This is a genomic window from Carnobacterium iners (genome assembly GCF_900177385.1).
Taxonomy (GTDB): Bacteria; Bacillota; Bacilli; order Lactobacillales; family Carnobacteriaceae; genus Carnobacterium_A; species Carnobacterium_A iners.
The window spans coordinates 863,321-882,095 of record NZ_FXBJ01000002.1; the positions used below are offsets into that span (position 1 = coordinate 863,321).

16 protein-coding genes and 4 pseudogenes are annotated in these 18,775 nt (G+C 32.5%); 17 read left to right on the top strand and 3 right to left on the bottom strand.

Annotated features, from left to right (window positions below):
* The first annotated feature begins 19 nt into the window (after nucleotides 1-19).
* Nucleotides 20-1,336 (top strand): annotated as a pseudogene (locus B9Y54_RS04365) (IS1380 family transposase).
* A gap of 414 nt (nucleotides 1,337-1,750) precedes the next feature.
* Here the strand turns inward: B9Y54_RS04365 and B9Y54_RS12295 are convergent.
* Nucleotides 1,751-1,918 (bottom strand): hypothetical protein, encoded by a 168-nt coding sequence (locus tag B9Y54_RS12295; protein WP_159446051.1) that lies wholly within the window; start codon nucleotides 1,916-1,918, stop codon nucleotides 1,751-1,753.
* A gap of 398 nt (nucleotides 1,919-2,316) precedes the next feature.
* Between B9Y54_RS12295 and licT the strand changes: the two genes are divergently transcribed.
* From licT to B9Y54_RS12505, 16 genes and pseudogenes are all read left to right on the top strand, one after another.
* Complete coding sequence (licT, locus tag B9Y54_RS04370; RefSeq protein WP_085559130.1) at nucleotides 2,317-3,162, top strand: BglG family transcription antiterminator LicT; 846 nt, start codon at nucleotides 2,317-2,319, stop codon at nucleotides 3,160-3,162.
* Nucleotides 3,163-3,299: 137 nt separating this feature from the next.
* The gene (locus tag B9Y54_RS04375; RefSeq protein WP_085559131.1) at nucleotides 3,300-5,216 is read left to right on the top strand and encodes a beta-glucoside-specific PTS transporter subunit IIABC; all 1,917 of its coding nucleotides are present in this window, start codon (nucleotides 3,300-3,302) and stop codon (nucleotides 5,214-5,216) included.
* Between the two features lie 14 nt (nucleotides 5,217-5,230).
* Nucleotides 5,231-6,691: a glycoside hydrolase family 1 protein gene (locus tag B9Y54_RS04380; protein WP_085559132.1), complete on the top strand. Its 1,461-nt coding sequence runs from the start codon at nucleotides 5,231-5,233 to the stop codon at nucleotides 6,689-6,691.
* Nucleotides 6,692-6,726: 35 nt separating this feature from the next.
* Nucleotides 6,727-8,160 carry a 6-phospho-beta-glucosidase gene (locus B9Y54_RS04385; RefSeq protein WP_085559133.1) on the top strand — a complete coding sequence of 478 codons (1,434 nt, stop codon included), beginning with the start codon at nucleotides 6,727-6,729 and terminating at the stop codon, nucleotides 8,158-8,160.
* Nucleotides 8,161-8,336: 176 nt separating this feature from the next.
* Nucleotides 8,337-8,666, top strand: a pseudogene (locus B9Y54_RS12720) (recombinase family protein).
* A gap of 141 nt (nucleotides 8,667-8,807) precedes the next feature.
* Nucleotides 8,808-9,047: a helix-turn-helix domain-containing protein gene (locus B9Y54_RS12725; RefSeq protein ID WP_234987808.1), complete on the top strand. Its 240-nt coding sequence runs from the start codon at nucleotides 8,808-8,810 to the stop codon at nucleotides 9,045-9,047.
* A 433-nt stretch (nucleotides 9,048-9,480) separates the two neighbouring features.
* Entirely contained in the window at nucleotides 9,481-9,732 is a 252-nt protein-coding gene (locus B9Y54_RS04395; RefSeq protein WP_143062502.1) for a hypothetical protein, read from the top strand.
* A 631-nt stretch (nucleotides 9,733-10,363) separates the two neighbouring features.
* Entirely contained in the window at nucleotides 10,364-10,600 is a 237-nt protein-coding gene (locus tag B9Y54_RS12490) for a hypothetical protein (protein WP_177173747.1), read from the top strand.
* A gap of 65 nt (nucleotides 10,601-10,665) precedes the next feature.
* On the top strand, nucleotides 10,666-10,860 hold the full coding sequence (locus tag B9Y54_RS12495; protein ID WP_177173748.1) for a hypothetical protein: 195 nt from the start codon (nucleotides 10,666-10,668) through the stop codon (nucleotides 10,858-10,860).
* Nucleotides 10,857-12,032, top strand: a complete 1,176-nt coding sequence (locus B9Y54_RS04405; RefSeq protein WP_085559135.1) for a glycosyltransferase family 4 protein — start codon at nucleotides 10,857-10,859, stop codon at nucleotides 12,030-12,032. The genes B9Y54_RS12495 and B9Y54_RS04405 overlap by 4 nt, the downstream gene beginning before the upstream one ends.
* Nucleotides 12,033-12,432: 400 nt before the next feature.
* The gene (locus B9Y54_RS13135; protein ID WP_143062503.1) at nucleotides 12,433-12,792 is read left to right on the top strand and encodes a YfhO family protein; all 360 of its coding nucleotides are present in this window, start codon (nucleotides 12,433-12,435) and stop codon (nucleotides 12,790-12,792) included.
* A 175-nt stretch (nucleotides 12,793-12,967) separates the two neighbouring features.
* The gene (locus tag B9Y54_RS13140; protein WP_090005132.1) at nucleotides 12,968-13,261 is read left to right on the top strand and encodes a hypothetical protein; all 294 of its coding nucleotides are present in this window, start codon (nucleotides 12,968-12,970) and stop codon (nucleotides 13,259-13,261) included.
* Between the two features lie 219 nt (nucleotides 13,262-13,480).
* Nucleotides 13,481-13,642: a hypothetical protein gene (locus B9Y54_RS13145; protein ID WP_159446052.1), complete on the top strand. Its 162-nt coding sequence runs from the start codon at nucleotides 13,481-13,483 to the stop codon at nucleotides 13,640-13,642.
* A gap of 42 nt (nucleotides 13,643-13,684) precedes the next feature.
* Nucleotides 13,685-13,915 (top strand): annotated as a pseudogene (locus B9Y54_RS13150) (transposase); the annotation flags it as partial.
* 14 nt (nucleotides 13,916-13,929) lie between these two features.
* A complete protein-coding gene (locus B9Y54_RS12500) occupies nucleotides 13,930-14,364 on the top strand; it encodes a glycosyltransferase (protein ID WP_200805356.1) in 435 nt (144 codons plus the stop codon).
* 2 nt (nucleotides 14,365-14,366) lie between these two features.
* Entirely contained in the window at nucleotides 14,367-14,951 is a 585-nt protein-coding gene (locus B9Y54_RS12505) for a glycosyltransferase family 4 protein (protein ID WP_200805357.1), read from the top strand.
* Nucleotides 14,952-15,495: 544 nt separating this feature from the next.
* Here the strand turns inward: B9Y54_RS12505 and B9Y54_RS04425 are convergent.
* Nucleotides 15,496-15,912, bottom strand: a pseudogene (locus B9Y54_RS04425) (4Fe-4S cluster-binding domain-containing protein); the annotation flags it as partial.
* A 185-nt stretch (nucleotides 15,913-16,097) separates the two neighbouring features.
* Nucleotides 16,098-18,269, bottom strand: coding sequence for an anaerobic ribonucleoside-triphosphate reductase (gene nrdD / locus B9Y54_RS04430; RefSeq protein WP_159446053.1), 2,172 nt, complete (start codon nucleotides 18,267-18,269; stop codon nucleotides 16,098-16,100).
* Nucleotides 18,270-18,775 lie beyond the last annotated feature (506 nt).

Sequence of the window (18,775 nt, forward strand, 5' to 3'; positions counted from 1 at the left end):
CATGAAAGGGGTTCTCTCAATGACTACATTGCACGAAAATCACTTGCTTTTCAATTCTAAAATGTCAATTTCACATAATGTTGGGAATCTTTCAACCGATTCTGGATTAATATTGGCTAAAGAGTTTATGCACAAAATCAATTTCACAAAAATTTTGAAAGAAAAACTCACTATCAAAGATAGTCGCCTGTATTATAAGCACGACAACTATTCAATTATCGAATAATGACTATTCCAGTTAATTGCAGGATATAAGACAGATTCTTCAGCTGATATTTTATCGAAAGATCCAATCTTCCAAAGTATTTTAGGCAAAGAAAGACTCGCTTCTCAGCCTTCAATATCTCGTTTGTGGGATCGATTAAGCCAAGAAAATATTAATCAATTACAAGAAGTAAACCAAGTTTTAATTGATAAAGTTCGAACAACTCGGAATACAAATGAACTAATTTTCGATTTAGACTCAACACATTCAGATACATTTGGTTATCAAGAAAACACAAATTATAATACACACTATCAAACGAATGGTTATCATCCGCTGGTTGCTTTGGATGGCTTAACAGGAGATTTTTTGAAAGCAGAACTGCGTTCTGATAATATTTATACCTCTAACGGTGTGGGAGGTTTTGTTCGTCCACTTTTCGAACATTATCAAGAAACAACACCTGTAAATACAATTCTAGTTCGAGCAGATAGTGGTTTTGCAACTCCTGATCTTTATGAAATATGTGAAGAATTCCAAAGTTTCTATGTTATTCGTTGAAAATCAAATCGTAACTTAGGAAATATTGCTCAGCAATTTGTATTCATAGATGGTAACCATGACTGGACTAAAAAAGAAGTTCGTTATATTTCTACAATCTATCAAGCAAAGAGTTGGAAAAAACCAAGAAGGCTTTGTATCAAATCGACACGTGAAACTAATGAACTGATCGCTCGACATGAGTTCGTCCTAACTAATCTATCAGAAAATACCTCTGCAGAAATAGTCTTTGGAACTTACTCTAAAAGAGGAATGATGGAGAACTATATCAAGGAAGCTAAGAATGGATTCTATTTCGACAAAACGGATAGTCCAAGATTTTTAGAAAATCATGCCCGTATGATGATAAGCTTACTAGCTTATACTATTATTAATTTCATGGGAACACTCTGTTTTACAAAAGAAACCAAAGGTTTCCAAGTTTCAACTATTCGGTTGTTCTTGTTTAAAATAGCAGGCAAATTTGTTCGTTCAGGAAGAAAAACAATCATAAAGTTTAGTTCGTATCATGTTTACCAAGAACTCTTCTATAAAATTCTACAGAACATTCACTATTTAAGGTGGCGATGATAGTCAAACTAGTAAAATTTTTAAATACAGAAAAATTTCACGGGATCAGTCTGTCCAAAAAGCTACAATTTTCAGTTAAAAGATAATGATTTATAAAAAAAGAAGTAAAGAACAAAAAATAGCAAGATAATTTCGAAAGAAATAACAAAGCACGAAATATACTAAGCTTTTGAAAAGTATGAATCATTTAGGCTAATATTGAAGATTTAAATATTGCCAATTAAAGGTATTCAACTAATCGATTATATTTTAATTACAATTACCTATCAATAGAAGGATTTTATCCTCCTAAAAATTGAAGATTAGTCTTCGAATGTGTTCTTATAAAAAGAAGTCTTCCATTATACCAGAAGATATTTATCTCCATTCACCAAATATGGCCACAATTTTAAAATTTGAAGCTACCACCAGACATCAAAATCCATCTGGATCATGTTCCCAAGGTGTTTTTACGATTATATCAATCGGTTGGTTTATCTTAACACTTATAAGCTCTAATATTTCAACGATTAAATCTGTGATATTAGTTTCCCATTCCATTGCACATTTACTATCTTCTTGTTTAGAAATAAGTCTAGTCATGTTAATCATCTACTGATTAGTGATAGTCATATAAAAAGCGTTATTTTTTAGTTGTAATGTAAGTGCCCTTTATCTTCTTAATAAATTAATTCTTCAAGTAAATCACCTACTCTAACAAATATAGATTCAGATGATAGTGGTATTTTATTTTTTAACCATTAGTCTAAAATTGACGTTATCTAAGGAGGTCAAATATATTTTATAGGTGGAAATATATATAAAAACGCTTGCACTCATTTCAGCGCTATGTTATATTAGTCGTAACAAAAGGATTGTTACTGCTTAGGCAGGCAAAACCTAAATTGATTCGAATTGTTCTATTGAAGATAAATAGAGCCTTTGGGATGAGTTTAGGTTTTTTATTTTCTATAGATGAAAGTAGGTGAACTAAGCGATAAATGAGAATAGAGAAAGTGTTGAATAATAATGTCATTATTACTTTGACCGATAAGAATGAAGAGATGGTAGTAATGGGACGAGGTATTGCGTTTCAACGTAAAGTCGGAGAAAAAATAGAAATAGAGAAAATAGAAAAAACGTTTGTTCCCGAGAGCGGAGAAAGTATTGAAACAATCTCTACTTTATTTAAAAAAATTGAACCAGAAATTATTGAAATTTCGGTAAATATTATTAAATACGCTCATGATATTTTAAAAACTAAATTAAGTAATAATATTTATTTAACGTTAACAGATCATCTTAATTATGCAATACAAAGAACTCAAGAAGGAATTGAAATGAAAAACCCTTTAACTTGGGAAATCAAAAAATTTTATAAAAAAGAATATGGAATTGGTTTAAAAGCACTAGAGAGTATTAAAACTAAACTCGGTATTATAATGAATGAAGATGAAGCAGCATCTATTGCATTGCATATAGTGAATGCCGAACAAGATGGTCAAGAACTTGGAACAACAATCAAAATGACTGAGATTGTTCAAGATATTTTAACTATTGTCAGGTTGCAATTTGGAACTGTTTTTGATGAAGACTCCTTTAACTACACGCGTTTTATCACTCATTTGCAGTATTTTGTACGTAGGATGTTAGAATATGTAGAAGCATCCCCCAGTGATGATTTCTTATTTGATCAGGTAAAGATAAAATATCCAAAAGCTTTTGAATGTACAAATAGAATAAATGACTATTTGGTAAGTAAGTATCAAACGACATTATCAACAGATGAACAAGTTTACTTAACTATTCATATTCAGCGAGTAACAAGTGAACAGAAAACTAAATAAATCATCAATGATGGATTGTTACTGGATAAACAGGCAAAACCTAAATTGATAGCTAGTGTATTTCCTATTTGGGAGAGAACTGTGCTATTGATTTGGGTTTTTCTTTTTTTAAAAACTAATTGGAAGAAGGACTTAGGATGAAATACGAAGCATTAGCTAAATCAATAATTGAAAATGTAGGTGGAACAAAAAATATAAATGATGTAACTCATTGTGTAACAAGATTACGGTTTAAGTTAAAAGATGACAGTAAAGCGAATACAAATTTTCTGAAAAAGATGGACGGTATCGTGACCGTTATCAAGAGTGGTGGGCAATACCAAGTCGTTATTGGAAACCATGTTCCAGACGTATACGATGAGATTGTCAAAATAGGTAACTTTCAGACATCTAATCAAGAATTAGATAACGATACGAATATATTTAATAAATTTATTGATTTAATTTCAGGAATTTTTGCTCCAACTTTAGGTACGTTAGCAGCAACAGGAATGATTAAAGGATTTAACGCATTATTTGTAGCATTAGGTCTTTTAACAATAGAATCAGGAACCTATCAATTATTGAATGCTATTGGAGACTCACTATTTTACTTTTTCCCAATCTTTTTAGCTCTTACTGCTAGTAAAAAAATGAAAGTAAATCAGTTTACGGCAATGGCGATTGGAGCTTCATTAGTTTATCCAACATTATCCGGGCTAACAGCTGGAGAACCACTTTATACGTTGTTTGTAGGAACGATTATTGAATCACCTGTGTTTATTGAGTTTTTAGGTGTGCCAGTCATCTTAATGTCTTATGCGTCATCAGTTATTCCAATTATTTTATCCATTTTATTTGCCTCAAAAGTAGAAAAAGGTTTGAAAAAATTGATTCCTGATGTAGTTAAAACTTTCCTTATTCCTTTCTTTACTTTATTAGTCGTTGTGCCTTTAACATTTATTATCATTGGACCAGTTGCAATATGGGCAGGGAATTTAGTAGGAGCAGGTACTTTAGTTATCTATAATCTAAGCCCAGTTCTTGCTGGGTTAATTATTGGTGGATATTGGCAAGTGTTTGTTATATTTGGTCTACATTGGGGCTTAGTTCCAATTGCCCTTAATAACTTAGCACTTTATGGATTCGATCCAGTATTAGCCATGTCTTTTGCAGCTTCGTTTGCACAAACAGGTGCAGTGATTGCAGTATTTATGAAAACTAAAGAGAAAAAACTTAAATCATTAAGTATTCCCTCTATTATCTCTGGTCTATTCGGAGTAACAGAACCAGCAATTTATGGGATAACTTTACCGTTAAAAAAACCATTTATTATGAGTTGTGTTGCTGGTGGGATTGGTGGAGCTGCAATTGGCTTAATTGGCGGAAAATTCTATATGGTTGGTGGGTTAGGGATTTTTGGTATCACAAACTTTTTAAATCCAGTTGGTGGTAATAATGCGACAGTTTTAGGTATAGCTACCATTGTTACAGGTTCATTGATTCTAGGATTTATCTTAACGTATCTTGTAGGATTTGGAAAATTGTATGAAGATGAAACAATTATTGCAAAATCAATTAATGAAGGAATTGTTGGATTGGGCGATGAAGTATACATTGTTAAAGATACCATTGAAAGTCCTTTGAAAGGCTCTGTTGTAACTTTATCGGATGTTCAAGATGAGGCTTTTTCTTCAGGCGCTATGGGAAAAGGAATCGCAATCGATCCTGTTGAAGGGAAACTTGTATCACCAGTTAGTGGAGAAATTACCATGATTTTTCCTACTTCACATGCAGTGGGAATTACTTCAGATGAAGGAACAGAAATATTGATACACATAGGAATGGATACGGTTAAAATGAATGAAGAAGGCTTTATACCACATGTTAAGCAAGGAGATCGTGTTATTAAAGGACAACTTTTAATTGAGTTTGATATCTTTAAAATTCAAGATGCGGGTTATAGTGTAATTACACCAATAGTAATTACAAATTCAAAAGATTACCTTGATGTAATCACAACTGATAAAGAATTAATTGACCCAAAAGATCAACTGATGACAATCGTTATATAAAAAGGAGGATAAACATGAAAAAAATTGAAGGGTTTCCAGAAGGATTCTTATGGGGTGGCGCAACTGCCGCTAACCAATTTGAAGGTGCGTACAATCTTGGAGGAAAAGGTTTGTCTACGGCAGATATGGTTAAATTTGTTCCTAAAAAAGAACGAGGAGAAGGTTTTTCATTAGATGTTTCGCGCACTGAAATCGAAGTTATTCTGAATGGAAAAGTAGAGGCTGTTTTCCCTAAGCGTTTTGGTGTTGATTTTTATCATCATTATAAAGAAGATATTGCTTTGTTAGCAGAAATGGGATTTAAAATCTTTCGTTTATCGATTAACTGGGCTCGTATCTTTCCCAATGGAGATGATGCAAAACCGAATGAAGAAGGATTAGTATTTTATGATAAAGTTTTTGATGAATGCCTAAAATATGATATGGAACCTTTGGTAACCTTGTCTCACTATGAAACACCACTTAATTTGACAATGAAATACAATGGTTGGGCTGATCGTCGAGTGATTGATTTCTTTATTAACTATGCCGACACTGTCTTCAGACGTTATAAAAATAAGGTCAAATACTGGCTTACATTTAATGAAATCAATATTATAACGCTAAGTCCTTATACAGGGGGTGGAGTGTTAGTAGAAGATGCAGAAAATCCATTAGAGTTATCTTATCAAGCTGGACACCATCAATTTGTAGCCAGTTCACTAGTAACAAAACTCGGACATGAAATTAATCCTGAATTCAAAATAGGATGTATGTTAGCGCGTATGACAACTTATCCAGAAACAAATAATCCTGAAGATGTATTAAAAGCGCAAAAAGAAAATCAAATAAACTTATTCTTTACGGATGTACAAGCTCGTGGTGAGTACCCTTCATATATGAATCGCTATTTTTATGAAAATAATATTACTATTCAAAAAGAACGGGGTGATGAAGAAATTTTGAAAACTTATCCAGTTGACTTTATTTCTTTTAGTTACTATATGACCGCTACAGCCAGCTCAAAATCGTCTGATAATCAAGTTAACGGAAACTTTATAAGTGGAATGAAAAATACCTATCTAGAAACATCTGACTGGGGTTGGCAAATTGATCCAATTGGTTTGAGATGGACCTTAAAAGATTTTTATGATCGTTATCAATTACCGCTATTTATTGTTGAAAATGGATTAGGAGCTTATGATAAAGTAGAAGAAGATGGCAGTATTCATGATGCTTATCGAATTGATTACTTACAAAAACATATTGAGCAAATGAAAGAAGCCGTTATAGATGGTGTGGATTTAATGGGCTATACTAGTTGGGGTTGTATTGATTTAGTTAGTGCCTCCACTTCTGAAATGTCTAAACGATATGGATATATCTACGTTGATCAAGATGATGAAGGAAACGGTACGTTGAAACGATTAAAAAAGGATTCTTTTTATTGGTATAAAAAAGTTATCAGTACAAATGGTAATGAATTGAGTAAATAAAAAATATGAGAAATAATAATTTAGGGGAGAAAAAAATGGGCTTTAAAAAAGGGTTTCTATGGGGTGGAGCTACAGCTGCTAATCAAGTCGAAGGTGGGTATAATACAGCTGGACGTGGATTAGCTAATGTAGATGTAGTTCCTATAGGAGTAGATCGATTTCCAATTATAACTGGACAAATGAAGCACTTCAATTTTGATAGTCAACATTTCTATCCAGCGAAAGAAGCAATTGATATGTATCATCGTTATAAAGAAGATATTGCATTATTTGCTGAAATGGGTTTTACAACTTACCGATTATCTATTGCTTGGAGTCGTATTTTTCCAATGGGAGATGAGAAAGAACCAAATGAAGAAGGGTTACAATATTATGAAGATCTATTCAAAGAATGCCATAAATATGGAATTGAACCTTTAGTTACCATTACACATTTTGATTGTCCAATGCATTTAGTTGAAAAATATGGGGCATGGCGTAGTCGTGAAATGATCGGTTTCTATGAAAAATTTTGTGATGTTATCTTTCGCCGGTATAAAGGGCTAGTTAAATATTGGTTAACATTTAACGAAATTAACATGATTTTGCATGCACCATTTATGGGAGCAGGATTGTTTTTTGAAGAATGGGAAAATCAAGAGCAAGTAAAATACCAAGCGGCTCATCATGAACTAATAGCGAGTGCGGTTGCTACAAGGATCGCTCATAAAGTTGATCCGGAAAATCAAATAGGTTGCATGTTGGCTGCAGGACAGTATTATGCTTATACATGTAAACCCGAAGATGTTTTCAAAGCATTAGAAGCTGATCGTGAGAACTATTTCTTTATTGATGTTCAATCACGTGGAGAGTATCCCGCTTATGCTTTGAAAAAATTAGAGCGTGAGGGTGTTACAATTCAAATGGAAGATAGTGATTTAGAGTTATTGAAAGAACATACAGTAGATTTTATCTCTTTTTCTTATTATTCTTCACGTGTTGCTTCATCTGATTCTAAAATAAATGAAACTACAGCTGAAAACATTTTTGCTTCGGTAAAAAATCCTTATTTAGAAGAAAGTGAATGGGGATGGCAAATTGATCCATTGGGACTAAGAATTACGATGAATTCATTGAATGATCGCTATCAAAAGCCCTTGTTCATTGTTGAAAATGGACTAGGAGCCATTGATGAACCAGATGAGAATGGTTATGTAGTTGATGACTACCGCATTGAGTATTTATCAGCCCATCTAAAAGCAATGAAAGATGCTGTTAATTTAGATGGAGTTGATTTAATGGGTTACACAAGTTGGGGTTGTATTGATTTGGTTAGTGCAGGAACAGGAGAAATGACTAAGCGGTATGGTTTTATATATGTGGATAGAGATGATCAAGGAAATGGGACATTAACTCGTTCTAAGAAAAAATCCTTTAACTGGTATAAAAAAGTAATTAAAACAAATGGAGAAGACTTAACTAATAAATAAATAAGTAAAAGAGGTTAGGATTTTTTATCCTAACCTCTTTTACTTATTTCAAAGAAATCTGTTGTATTGTCTGATTTGAGTGTGCCTATAAGCGCCATATACTAGGTGTTGATTTCATTGAGTTTACAGTGTCGATTGTAAAGTGTTTATTAAATGATTTGGGAACGAGGGATACTATGAAGGTTGGTTATGCACGTGTGTCTATAATGGAACAAAATTTAAACCGACAATTAGAAGCATTAGAAAACGCTGGAGCAGAAAAAATATTGGGGAAAAATACAAATGATTGAGTAGAGCTAAAAGAAGCTCTGTAATTTCTGCGAGAACAAGATATACTAATAGTAGAGTCATTGGATCGTTTAGGACGAAACTATGATCATATTATTCAAATTGTTCAAGAACTTGATCAAAAAGAAATAGGACTAATGGTTTTAAACCTCCCTATTTTAAATCAAGAATTGGGGAATCCTAATTTACAAAAGTTGATTCGCGACATGATTGTTTAATTACTTTCTTGGACAGCTGAAAATAAACAAGAAGAAATTAAACATAAATAACAACAAGGGATCGAAATTGCAAGGAAAAAAGGATATTATAAAGGGAGGCCTTTATAATATTCCGAGAACACAAGTAGTCCTAAAGATCGAATGACTTATCAAGTGATTGTAAGTAAATTAAAGCTTGAAGGGCCTGTTAAAAAGATTGCTGAAGAAACTGGAGTAACAAGAGATACTGTTTATAGAATAAAAAAAGAAAAAAGAAATCGATACCTGTATCAAGGACTTAAAAAGAACAAATCCAAAACTTGCGGAGTGAAGGAGCAACTATGGAACGATATTAAAAATGAGTCGGAGATCTACCGAGGCAAACAAGTTTCTAGTTTATGACTTAGGACTAGTAATAAATCAATACAAAAATCTGCTATTTAATTAAGGAACTACTGAAGATCGAAGGACAAAAAGATTAGTAACAATGAAATGAAAGTTAAAAAACACATGCTTTTATTTTTAATTGCCTATACTCCATTGCTAGGAGCGTGAAGTCCCTCAGCAGATGAGAATAGAGTAACGGAAAATTATTTAGGTGCAGAAACAACAGCAGAGAGTGCTCACACGATTGAGAGTACAGAATTTAAAGATCAAGATAGTTCTAAAGTATCCTCTTCAAACCAAACTGAAGATACAAAAGAATAAACAGATGAGGTTAGTCAGTCTGAAGAAGTAGAATCAGAGAAACTGATAGTTGGGTACAAAAAACTTATTGTTGACGTGGGTAGTCTGTCTGGACATAGAAAACCTAACGTACATGTAAATATTGGTTTTGGAAATCGAGTATGGGAAATTTACTAATGAATATGAACAACTTGTTCGTGTCACAGCAGACGTTATTATCTTTCAAGATGATATGATGGAACCCATTAAATCTAATCGAAGATATTATCATGATGAAGCGAAAATTTCAGGTGTTGAGCATTCAAACCTTGATAAAGTTCATGTGATTGTAGACTCTTTAGGTGGGGTATCTAACGCCTACAATATTACTCTGCAAGATAGCAGACTAAGCCGACTATAGGCACTAAGAAATATTTTTTTAAAGAGTTTCAAAATAGACGATTATTTTGTAAAAGGTTAGACTGAGCGTAACCCTAATAAGTTAATGGGTTCCATTATAGAGATGAAAGATTGGAAGATATAAAAGCTATTACAGTATCAACTCCTCCCTATAATAAGGAGGCTGTTATTGGGCAGCTGCACAAAAAACTGGATTTAGTTTGTGGAAAACTTACCAAGTAGGAATTTGTTTTTTCATTTGTTAATGATGGAAGTACAGATGAGACTCTTGAAAAGATTAAGAAACTGAGAAAGTCTGATTTGCGCATTCACTAAATTGATTTATCTAGAAATTTTGGAAAAGTAATTGCAATGTTAGCAGGTTTCGATAATGCAGTCGACGATGCAACAGTTATAACCGATGCGTATTTACAGCAGCCCCTTGGGTTAATTTAAGAAATGTTAAAATGGTGGGAATTGGGATATGATGATGTTTATACTATTCAAAAAGATTGTGATGGTAAATATTGGTTTAAAAAAAGCTGTTAAAATGGTATTATCAACTATTGTAAAAATTAGCTAAAGAAAAAGTTTATCCACTAGCTGGAAATTTTCAGTTACTAGATAAAAAATGCATATATGTCTTAGCAAAAATGCGTGAAAAAGAGCGATACACAAAAGGCATGTACGGATGGATTGGCTTCAAAAAGAAAGGAATTACTTACATCGCTGAAACACAATTAGCTGGGGAAACCAAATGGAAATTTTCATTATTAGTAAAATTAGGTTTAAATGATATTACTTCTTATAGTACGATTCCATTAAAAGTTTGGTCCGCTGTTGGTTTTGTTATTTCTTTTTTTCTTTTTCATATTTACTGGTCGCATTAGCTAAAAAGCTAATGCATGGAAAAGACGTTCCAGGTTATGCTTCCACTATTGCGGGGGGGTTATTTATGGGAGATATCCAGTCAATTTCTTTAGGCGTTATAGGAGAGTATCTAAGTCGAGTATTCATTAAAATCAAAAATCGGCCAATATATTTTATTCAAGAACATTCAGAGAAAGAGCAGGCAAAAGAGCTGCTGAATAATCAAGACGAAGTGTTGCATAGGTCTATGTATAAACAAAAAAGGAGCGAAAACGAATGAGAGTTGGAATATTTACTGATACTTACTTTCCTCAAATAAGCGGAGTCGCAAGTTCGATAGAAACGCTAAAAAGAGAACTTGAACGACAGGGGCATACTGTTGTAATTTTCACTACTACAGATCCTAAAGTAAAAGATAATGAAAAAGGGATTATTCGGTTACCAAGTCTACCTTTCTTTTCATTTAAAGATCGTCGAATTGCTATCAAAGGTATGCATAGGGCGGTGAAGGTAGCTAAAGAACAATGCTTAGATATCATTCATACCCAAACAGAATTCAGTCTAGGATTAACAGGTAAATATATTGCATACCAATTAAAAATTCCTTGTGTACATACTTATCACACGATGTATGAGGATTACCTTCACTACATTGGAAAAGGAAAAATTCTCCGTCCAAATCACGTTAAAATAGTCTCAAAGTTATTTTGTAATAAATCTGCTGGTATTATAGCTCCAAGTGAAAAAGCTAAACTTCAATTATTAAATTATGGTATTACTTCAAAGATAGTGGTTATTCCTACTGGTATTGTGCTAAATAATTTTTTTAAAAGAACAGCACGAAATATACGTGTAGAGTTAGCTATAAAAAACGAAACACCTTTGCTTTTATCTTTAGGTAGAGTGGCTAAAGAAAAAAGTATTGATGTCCTTATTAATTCTATGACTGATATTATATCTAAAGAACCCGAAACGAAACTTCTCATTGCTGGAGATGGTCCGGAAAGAGTAGAATTAGAAAATTTAGTGAAATTTTTGAATTTGACGAAGTCAATTTTCTTCGTAGGAGAAGTAGAAAGATCACAAGTACAAGCCTATTACCAAGCTGCTGATTTATTCGTAAGCGCTTCTGATTCAGAGTCACAGGGGTTAACTTATATTGAGTCAATTGCATCCGGAACAAATATTGTAGCAAGGCATAATGACTATACGGAGATGCTGATATGTAAAGGGGAATTTGGAGCAACATTCATAAAAGATGAACAGCTAGCTAGCATAATTTACAATTGTTTGATAAGAAAAAAACAGGATTTAGATACACAAAATACAATAAGAAATCAGAAAGAGTTGCTTGATTTATTATCATCAGAATTATTTGGAGAAAGAGTTCTGCAATTTTACGAAGAAATAATTAAGCAATATAATAATGAAAAACTAGTCGTTTCCGATTAATTCCAACTAACTTTAGTATACTCAAGATGTGTGGTCTAATCTCTCTAGGTTAGTAATGCAAAAAAATAGTTGCATTGTTAAATTATTTTTTTAGTAGTGGTTTATTTTTAACTAGAAAAGAATGGATTTAATGATTATGACATAAAAAGGACTTAGTTCACCATATTTATAGTTATACTTTTTTGTATATTTCTATGGTGTTAGTTATTTATAGTTCCTTTTTTTGAATCATCAGTCTTTCATTTGGGAAAGCGACGGATTTAGTCAATATTACTTAGTTTTTAAAGAATTTTTAGGGATTATTCGTCAATTTTCACACCAGCCTTCTTTAGGGATAGACCAGGGGGATTGGAATATAAGTCTTGGGGCAGATGTGATAGCTTAGTATGAGTATTATGTTATTGGAGATCCATTTGCTTATTTAGGTTTACTATTCCCTGCAAGTAAAAAAGAGTTAGCCTTTCACATTATAATTTTAGTGCGAATGTTTTCAATTGGTGCTTCTTTTATACTATTTTGTTGGGAAATGAAAATAGATTTGCCTAGTTCTTTAATAGGATCCTTAATTTATCTGTTTACTTATTTTGTTATTTTAAACGCTACTTGTCATCCCTTCTTCCTATTGCCAATGATTATTTTTTTATTAATGTGTATAGAAATAGAGTGTATCTTACGAAATAAGTCGCCTATCTTTTTTATAGGAAGTGTTTTTTTTGGTGCGGTCAGCAATTTTTTATTTTTTTACATACTGACTTACTAGTGTTGCATGAAATATTATATGCTTTATAAATTTATTTATATTATTTCAATAGACAAAAAAGTCCTTTATACTGAACTCAGATGACTCATCCAAGACCAATAAAAAGGACCTAACACATGGATAAGTATAAAATAAATTCTGTTTTTAATAAATGGTTTTCTTCCATTAAGTTAGCTTGTTTATTAAGCCCTATTCAAAAAAGATTTTTGCCTTTGATAAATACCATCAGAAACTTAGTTTCTTTCAAGCTCTTCAACTTTTTCTTCATGGAATCAATAATGAAAAAGAAAGCCTCGAAGAGATGGATGCGGCCTTCGTTTCGAGAGAACGTCAAAAAGAAATAGGCAGGACTAGTATCCGTTATTCCCAGCTCTCTAAAACTCTCTTAAAAATAGATTCAGAGATTCTTTTAGCTATTTTTAGTCAGCTGGTCAATCAGATTAAAAATAAAAGGCCTGTAACGAGATAAAATAGCCTTTACCTAATGGATTCTTCGACGTTTTCACTTAACCAAAATCTTTATCGATAGGCTGATTTTCGTAAAACAACATCAGGAGTTAAGCTTCACTTAAAACTCTGCTTTATGGATAATGAGCATCTTTATCCAGATGAGTTTACGTTGACTAATGTCGTCTAGCACGATACAAATCAGTTAGAAGTATTGGTTAACTAACCCGAAGCGACTGATGTGCTTGATCGTGAATACCTTGATTTTAAACGGTCAGACACGATGTACTGGCAGGGCTACTTCTTTGTGAAAAGAATCAAAAAGCATACAAAAGTTCGTGTTTTAGAAACAGTAGTGGCTTCTAAATGTGATTCCATTCTCAGCGCCCAAATGGTCGCATGAAGTGCTCAGAACTATCTAACGTCCAGATTTCGTTTAGTAACCGTTCAAGATAAAAATGGAAGAACGCTTCAATTTATTACAAATCGTTTTGACTGCTCCTCTACTGACATCGCAGAAATGTACAAAGCACGTTGGCAAATAGAGCTGTTCTTCAAGCATATTAAACAACATATGACGATTAAAAAGTTTTTTTCGAGAAGTGAAAAAGGGGTTGTCAATCAATTGTTTTTAGCCATGATTGCCAGTTTATTACCTTATTTGATTAAAAAATAAATTAGGAGGTTACCATGAAAATATTACTCTATAAAGGATTCTTTCGAATAGTTTCAAAAAGTGGTATAGGCGAGGCAATACGACATCAAGAAAAATTATTTAAACTACTAAATCTCACATATACTAAAAAAGTAAATGATTCATTCGATATTCTTCAATTAAATACCGTTTTTCCCGATTCATTAATAATAAGTCGGTGGTCAAAATGGAAAAAGAAAAAAATAATTTATTATGCTCATTCAACTATGGAAGATTTTAAGAATTCTTTTCGTGGTTCAAATTGGTTAGCACCATTATTTAAAAAATGGATTATCCATTGTTATAACAGCGGAGATATTATTATTACTCCAACAGACTATTCAAAAAAAATATTGAAATCCTATGGTTTAAAAAACCCGTTTTTAGTTTATCTAATGGCATTGATACAGACTTCTTTTGTCCAGATATAAAAATGGGCCAATCGTTTCGGATTAAGTATCAGATTGATCCATCGCAAAAAGTTATTATATCTGTTGGCCATTATATTGAAAGAAAAGGTATATTAGATTTTATAACATTAGCTAAAAGAATGCCCAATTATCAATTTTTATGGTTTGGTTACACTAATTTGAATATTGTACCTAATAATATTAAAAAGTCTATCCAGTCTGCAAGTACTAATCTTCGATTTCCTGGTTATATTGATAGAGATGAATTAAAGTCAGCTTATAGTGGTGCAGACTTATTTCTATTTGTGACTTATGAAGAAACAGAAGGCATTGTTTTGTTAGAAGCATTATCTTCAAAAATACCCGTTCTTATAAGAGATATCTCTATTTATAGAAATTTGTTAACAGAAGGAAGAAATGTCTATAAGGCTCAAAATCTTACTGAGTTTAAGGATAAAATTGAAAAAATCTTAAATAATCAACTACCTAATTTAACTTCTGCAGCACATGAAATTGCTGCAGAAAGAGATTTAAATGAGGTTAGTAAACAGCTCTTAAATATATATACTAGTCAATTCAATAATGAAAATATGCAGGAGACAGATTAATAGTAATTATCTAAAGATCTATGTAAAGCTAAATTGTTGAGGATAAAGAATATTAAATATACAGGCTATAGTAAACAAATTTATTTGAAAATATTTATAAAATAGAATTAAAAATTTAACTCTTATTGGATGCTTTTAATTTATTAAACTATCATATTAATCTAAGGATTTCAACAAATAAATTAAATTTTTCTGTTCTACATTTGCTACAATATTATTATCTGATAGTAAAATATATAATTTTAAAAAAATAATTTTCGATACACTACAAAATATAGAAATACTTCCTATTTTTGAATATATTTATATTGGTTCGATGTACGATTTATTTAGCTTTTAACTCAACTAAACTATTGAAACAAGGTTTAGTGGCACGTTAAAAATATTTTTTATAGAACTAGAATTTATTCAATCTAAGACATCAAGTTCTTGATTATTCTACTTTCTACAAAAAAAGGTTCCCAAAAACAACTGTTTTTGGGAACGAGTAAATAAAAATTGTTTTTTTTAAGATTTAAAAACTAAACAGATACTATTTACTTGATTATTCACCTTTATAATTTTCTGGTGCCAGTATTTTCTCGCCTGATTCTAAACTTTTTTGTACATCAATAACCAATTGATTAGAGCTACCAAATTTGTGACCTTCAATATGAAGGTCTTTTTCGTATTTCCCATCAATTAAAATATCCATATAGGGTAGAGCGGATCCTAGTAACTTATTGTTGACTAATTGTTCCCACTTATAGCCCGTCCAGCAAAGGACTCGTGTTTTAGGTCTTGCTTCTTTCACGCCTACTAGTATTTCGACAAGATCTTTTATATTGAAGGGTGAAAGGGGATCGCCACCGAGAAGCGTTAAGTCCTTTTCCATTCCAAATTCATCAAGCGCAAAAAGAACTTCTTCGATAATCTCTTGATTAGGTCTTTCTAATGCTTCATCTTTGCCCCACGTTTCTGCATTCCAGCAGCCTAGTTAAAGGCAATGATGAGGACAGTGATTGAACCATAAAGATGTTGAAATACCCCAATAACAGTTATCCAAATCTATGTGCTTTAAATCGTGTAATCTCGCCATTGCTAAAAATCGCCTCCTATAGTTAAAAGGAGTACCCAGATTAAAGACCTAAGTACTGATTTCACTACTTATTTACTTGTTAATTCTTTATTTTTTTCTGCTAGTGCTTCGCCGTAACCAACGGTATGTTTCACACGGTCACGAATCTCAGCTTGTTTGCCTAAATTATAGCGGCTATCACCTTTTACTTTACCAAAGGATAAGTAGCCACAAACACGGGTAACACTCGTAATATCTTCACTATCACACTTAGGACAGTAATCGTCAAAATCGCCATGATGTAAACATTTATTACAAGTAGCAGATACAACGTTTACGCCATAATACATGCCTTTACTCATAGCAAAATCAATTGCGTGTTTCAATACATTGCTGTCTACACCATAGGCAAACTCACAATAAGAAATACGTCCGCCGGTAGCAATAGCATGGAAGGGTGCTTCAAAGTTAATTTTTTCAGGGACCGAAACATCTTCCGTAACATGCAAATGGAACGAATTTGTAGCGTAGTCTCTAGAAGTAACGTTTTCAATCAGACCGTATTGTTCGCGATTGATTTCGTTAAATCGATAAATCAAACTTTCAGCAGGTGAGCTGTATAAGGCAAAAAGATAGCCTGTTTCTTCTCTTGCGTCATCAACCAATTTTTTCAAAAAAGAAACAATCTCTAAAGCAAACTCTTGTTGATGTATTAAGCTTCCTCCAAATAAAGATTGGCAAACTTCTTCTAAACCAACGTAGCCCAGTGATGCTGTTGATGCTTTTAATATTGGTGCGATAGGTTCATCATAGCCAACAGACATCCATGATCCGCCTTCGCAAAAATTTAGTGGATTACTAGAGCCTTTTATTTTACCAGCTCTTTCATAATAATCTTCATGAATGGCAAAAACCATCTCGCTATATTCAGCGATTAAATCGGTAAATTTTTTAACATTGCCAGCAGCTTCAATCGCCATTTTAGGCAAATTCAAGGTTACAGCTCCAACGTTGTTTCTCCCCACATAAACTTCTTCACCTGTATCTGGTTTATAAAAAGGACTCAAATAGGCTCTACAGCCCATAGGTGAGACTGGTTTGCCACAACGTTCGTAGACTTCACCTAGATTGCCAGCGTCTAAAGATAAATAATCGGGATACAATCTCGTCCGGCTGCATTCAATAGCAGCTAAATATAAATCATAGTTAGGTGAATGTGGTGCGCCGTTGACATCTTTTCTTGAAAGAAAAACTAATTTAGGAAAGATAGCCGTTAATCCGTTTTCTCCCATCCCGTTTTCCCTTATTTTAAGAATCGTTTTAGAAATCTTTTTAGCCCAGAAATCTGTTTTTAATCCAAACGTTACTGTAACAAAGGGGACTTGCGCTAAACTATTTGAAATCGTATTTAATTTCGTTTCAAATCCTTGATAGCCTTGTTCGATTTCGCGCATGGTATTTTTATAAGCCATTTCTTCTATAGTAGAATGAGGAACATCAAAATCTTTTAATTGTTCACTAATGGTTTCTATCTGTTTATTGTATGTCTTTTCTGCGTAAGGAGCTAAGATACCGTCAATTTCTGCAAGTGTGAATCCACCATATTGATTACTAGAAGCGCTTAACGTAACATCACCAGCAACGGCCCAAGCAGCTTGAACACTTTTTGGCTCGATGTAACGAGAACCATTTAATTCAAATCCACCAGCTAAAACATTTCCCATATCGAATAAACAACAGTTGGTTTGTGAGCTGTACCGTTGTGCTAGATCATGAATGTGTATCCAGCCTTCTTGATGAGCTTTCGCCCATTCAGGTTCTAGTTCAAATTTGAGCATGAGCTCTCTCATCAATCCTTCTGCGATTAAAGTTTGTTTAGTAGAGTTAAGGGTTGAATCGCGGTTAGCGTTTTCTTTATCGCCGTTATAAACGACTTTTTCTGCAAAATCTTTTGCGCTGTCAAAAGCTTCAATATATTTCTCTTTATATTTACGATAAGCTTTGTATTCCATATAAACAGCTAGATTAACTTTTTGCAAAGCATCTAGAACTAAATCATGGATTTCTAAAGTAGAGATAACTTCTCTGTTAGGTAAACGATCTACCTCTTTATCGATAAAATAAATCAAGTCTTCTGTTTGAGTGTCTGTTAAGCGATTGTTCTTATCTGAAACTCTCCTACTGGCTTTATTGGCTGCTGCAATAATTCTTTCTTGAGACCAAGGCACTTGTTCGCCGTTTTTTTTGCTAACTGTTAACAAATCGTTTCCTCCTAACATTAAATTAATTTGAACCATTAAAATAGATAGAGCTTATTTAGCTGTTTATAACTAATAGAATACAAAATAGGAGCTACCAATAGATAAAACATAAAGTTTCTAAATATATATAGTAGATTGTAAAGGATACTAGAAAAATAACTAATAAAAAAAAGAGCTCTATCTACTAATTTATATTGATTTACTTGTCATTTCTAGTATAAACTTATCTACTTTTTCACGTCCATATTTTCTTTTACTATTATGTATTTGTATGGTCGATTCTAATTACGTAGATTTTCATAATAACCTCCTGATTTGTTTCACATTACACCATATATTGTATCATATTATGAGGGAGACACAATATATAGTTTTTATTTTTTTCATTAAGCTTATTAAACTAGCTATTTACTACAAGAATTATGTAGAAATAGCTGATTTATTTATAATAAGCTATATGTTTATATTAAATAACTGAATATAAGAAATCAAAAGTGCTTAAAATA

What these genes read in the sequence shown, in the direction of transcription:
- B9Y54_RS12500 (WP_200805356.1), top strand. Translation starts at nt 13,930, where the DNA reads ATGAAAATATTACTCTATAAAGGATTCTTTCGAATAGTTTCAAAAAGT.
- B9Y54_RS12495 (WP_177173748.1), top strand. Translation starts at nt 10,666, where the DNA reads ATGGGAGATATCCAGTCAATTTCTTTAGGCGTTATAGGAGAGTATCTA.
- B9Y54_RS04375 (WP_085559131.1), top strand. Translation starts at nt 3,300, where the DNA reads ATGAAATACGAAGCATTAGCTAAATCAATAATTGAAAATGTAGGTGGA.
- B9Y54_RS12505 (WP_200805357.1), top strand. Translation starts at nt 14,367, where the DNA reads ATGGGCCAATCGTTTCGGATTAAGTATCAGATTGATCCATCGCAAAAA.
- B9Y54_RS04385 (WP_085559133.1), top strand. Translation starts at nt 6,727, where the DNA reads ATGGGCTTTAAAAAAGGGTTTCTATGGGGTGGAGCTACAGCTGCTAAT.
- licT (WP_085559130.1), top strand. Translation starts at nt 2,317, where the DNA reads ATGAGAATAGAGAAAGTGTTGAATAATAATGTCATTATTACTTTGACC.
- B9Y54_RS04380 (WP_085559132.1), top strand. Translation starts at nt 5,231, where the DNA reads ATGAAAAAAATTGAAGGGTTTCCAGAAGGATTCTTATGGGGTGGCGCA.
- B9Y54_RS12725 (WP_234987808.1), top strand. Translation starts at nt 8,808, where the DNA reads ATGACTTATCAAGTGATTGTAAGTAAATTAAAGCTTGAAGGGCCTGTT.
- B9Y54_RS12490 (WP_177173747.1), top strand. Translation starts at nt 10,364, where the DNA reads ATGCGTGAAAAAGAGCGATACACAAAAGGCATGTACGGATGGATTGGC.
- B9Y54_RS12295 (WP_159446051.1), bottom strand. Translation starts at nt 1,918, where the DNA reads ATGACTAGACTTATTTCTAAACAAGAAGATAGTAAATGTGCAATGGAA.
- B9Y54_RS04405 (WP_085559135.1), top strand. Translation starts at nt 10,857, where the DNA reads ATGAGAGTTGGAATATTTACTGATACTTACTTTCCTCAAATAAGCGGA.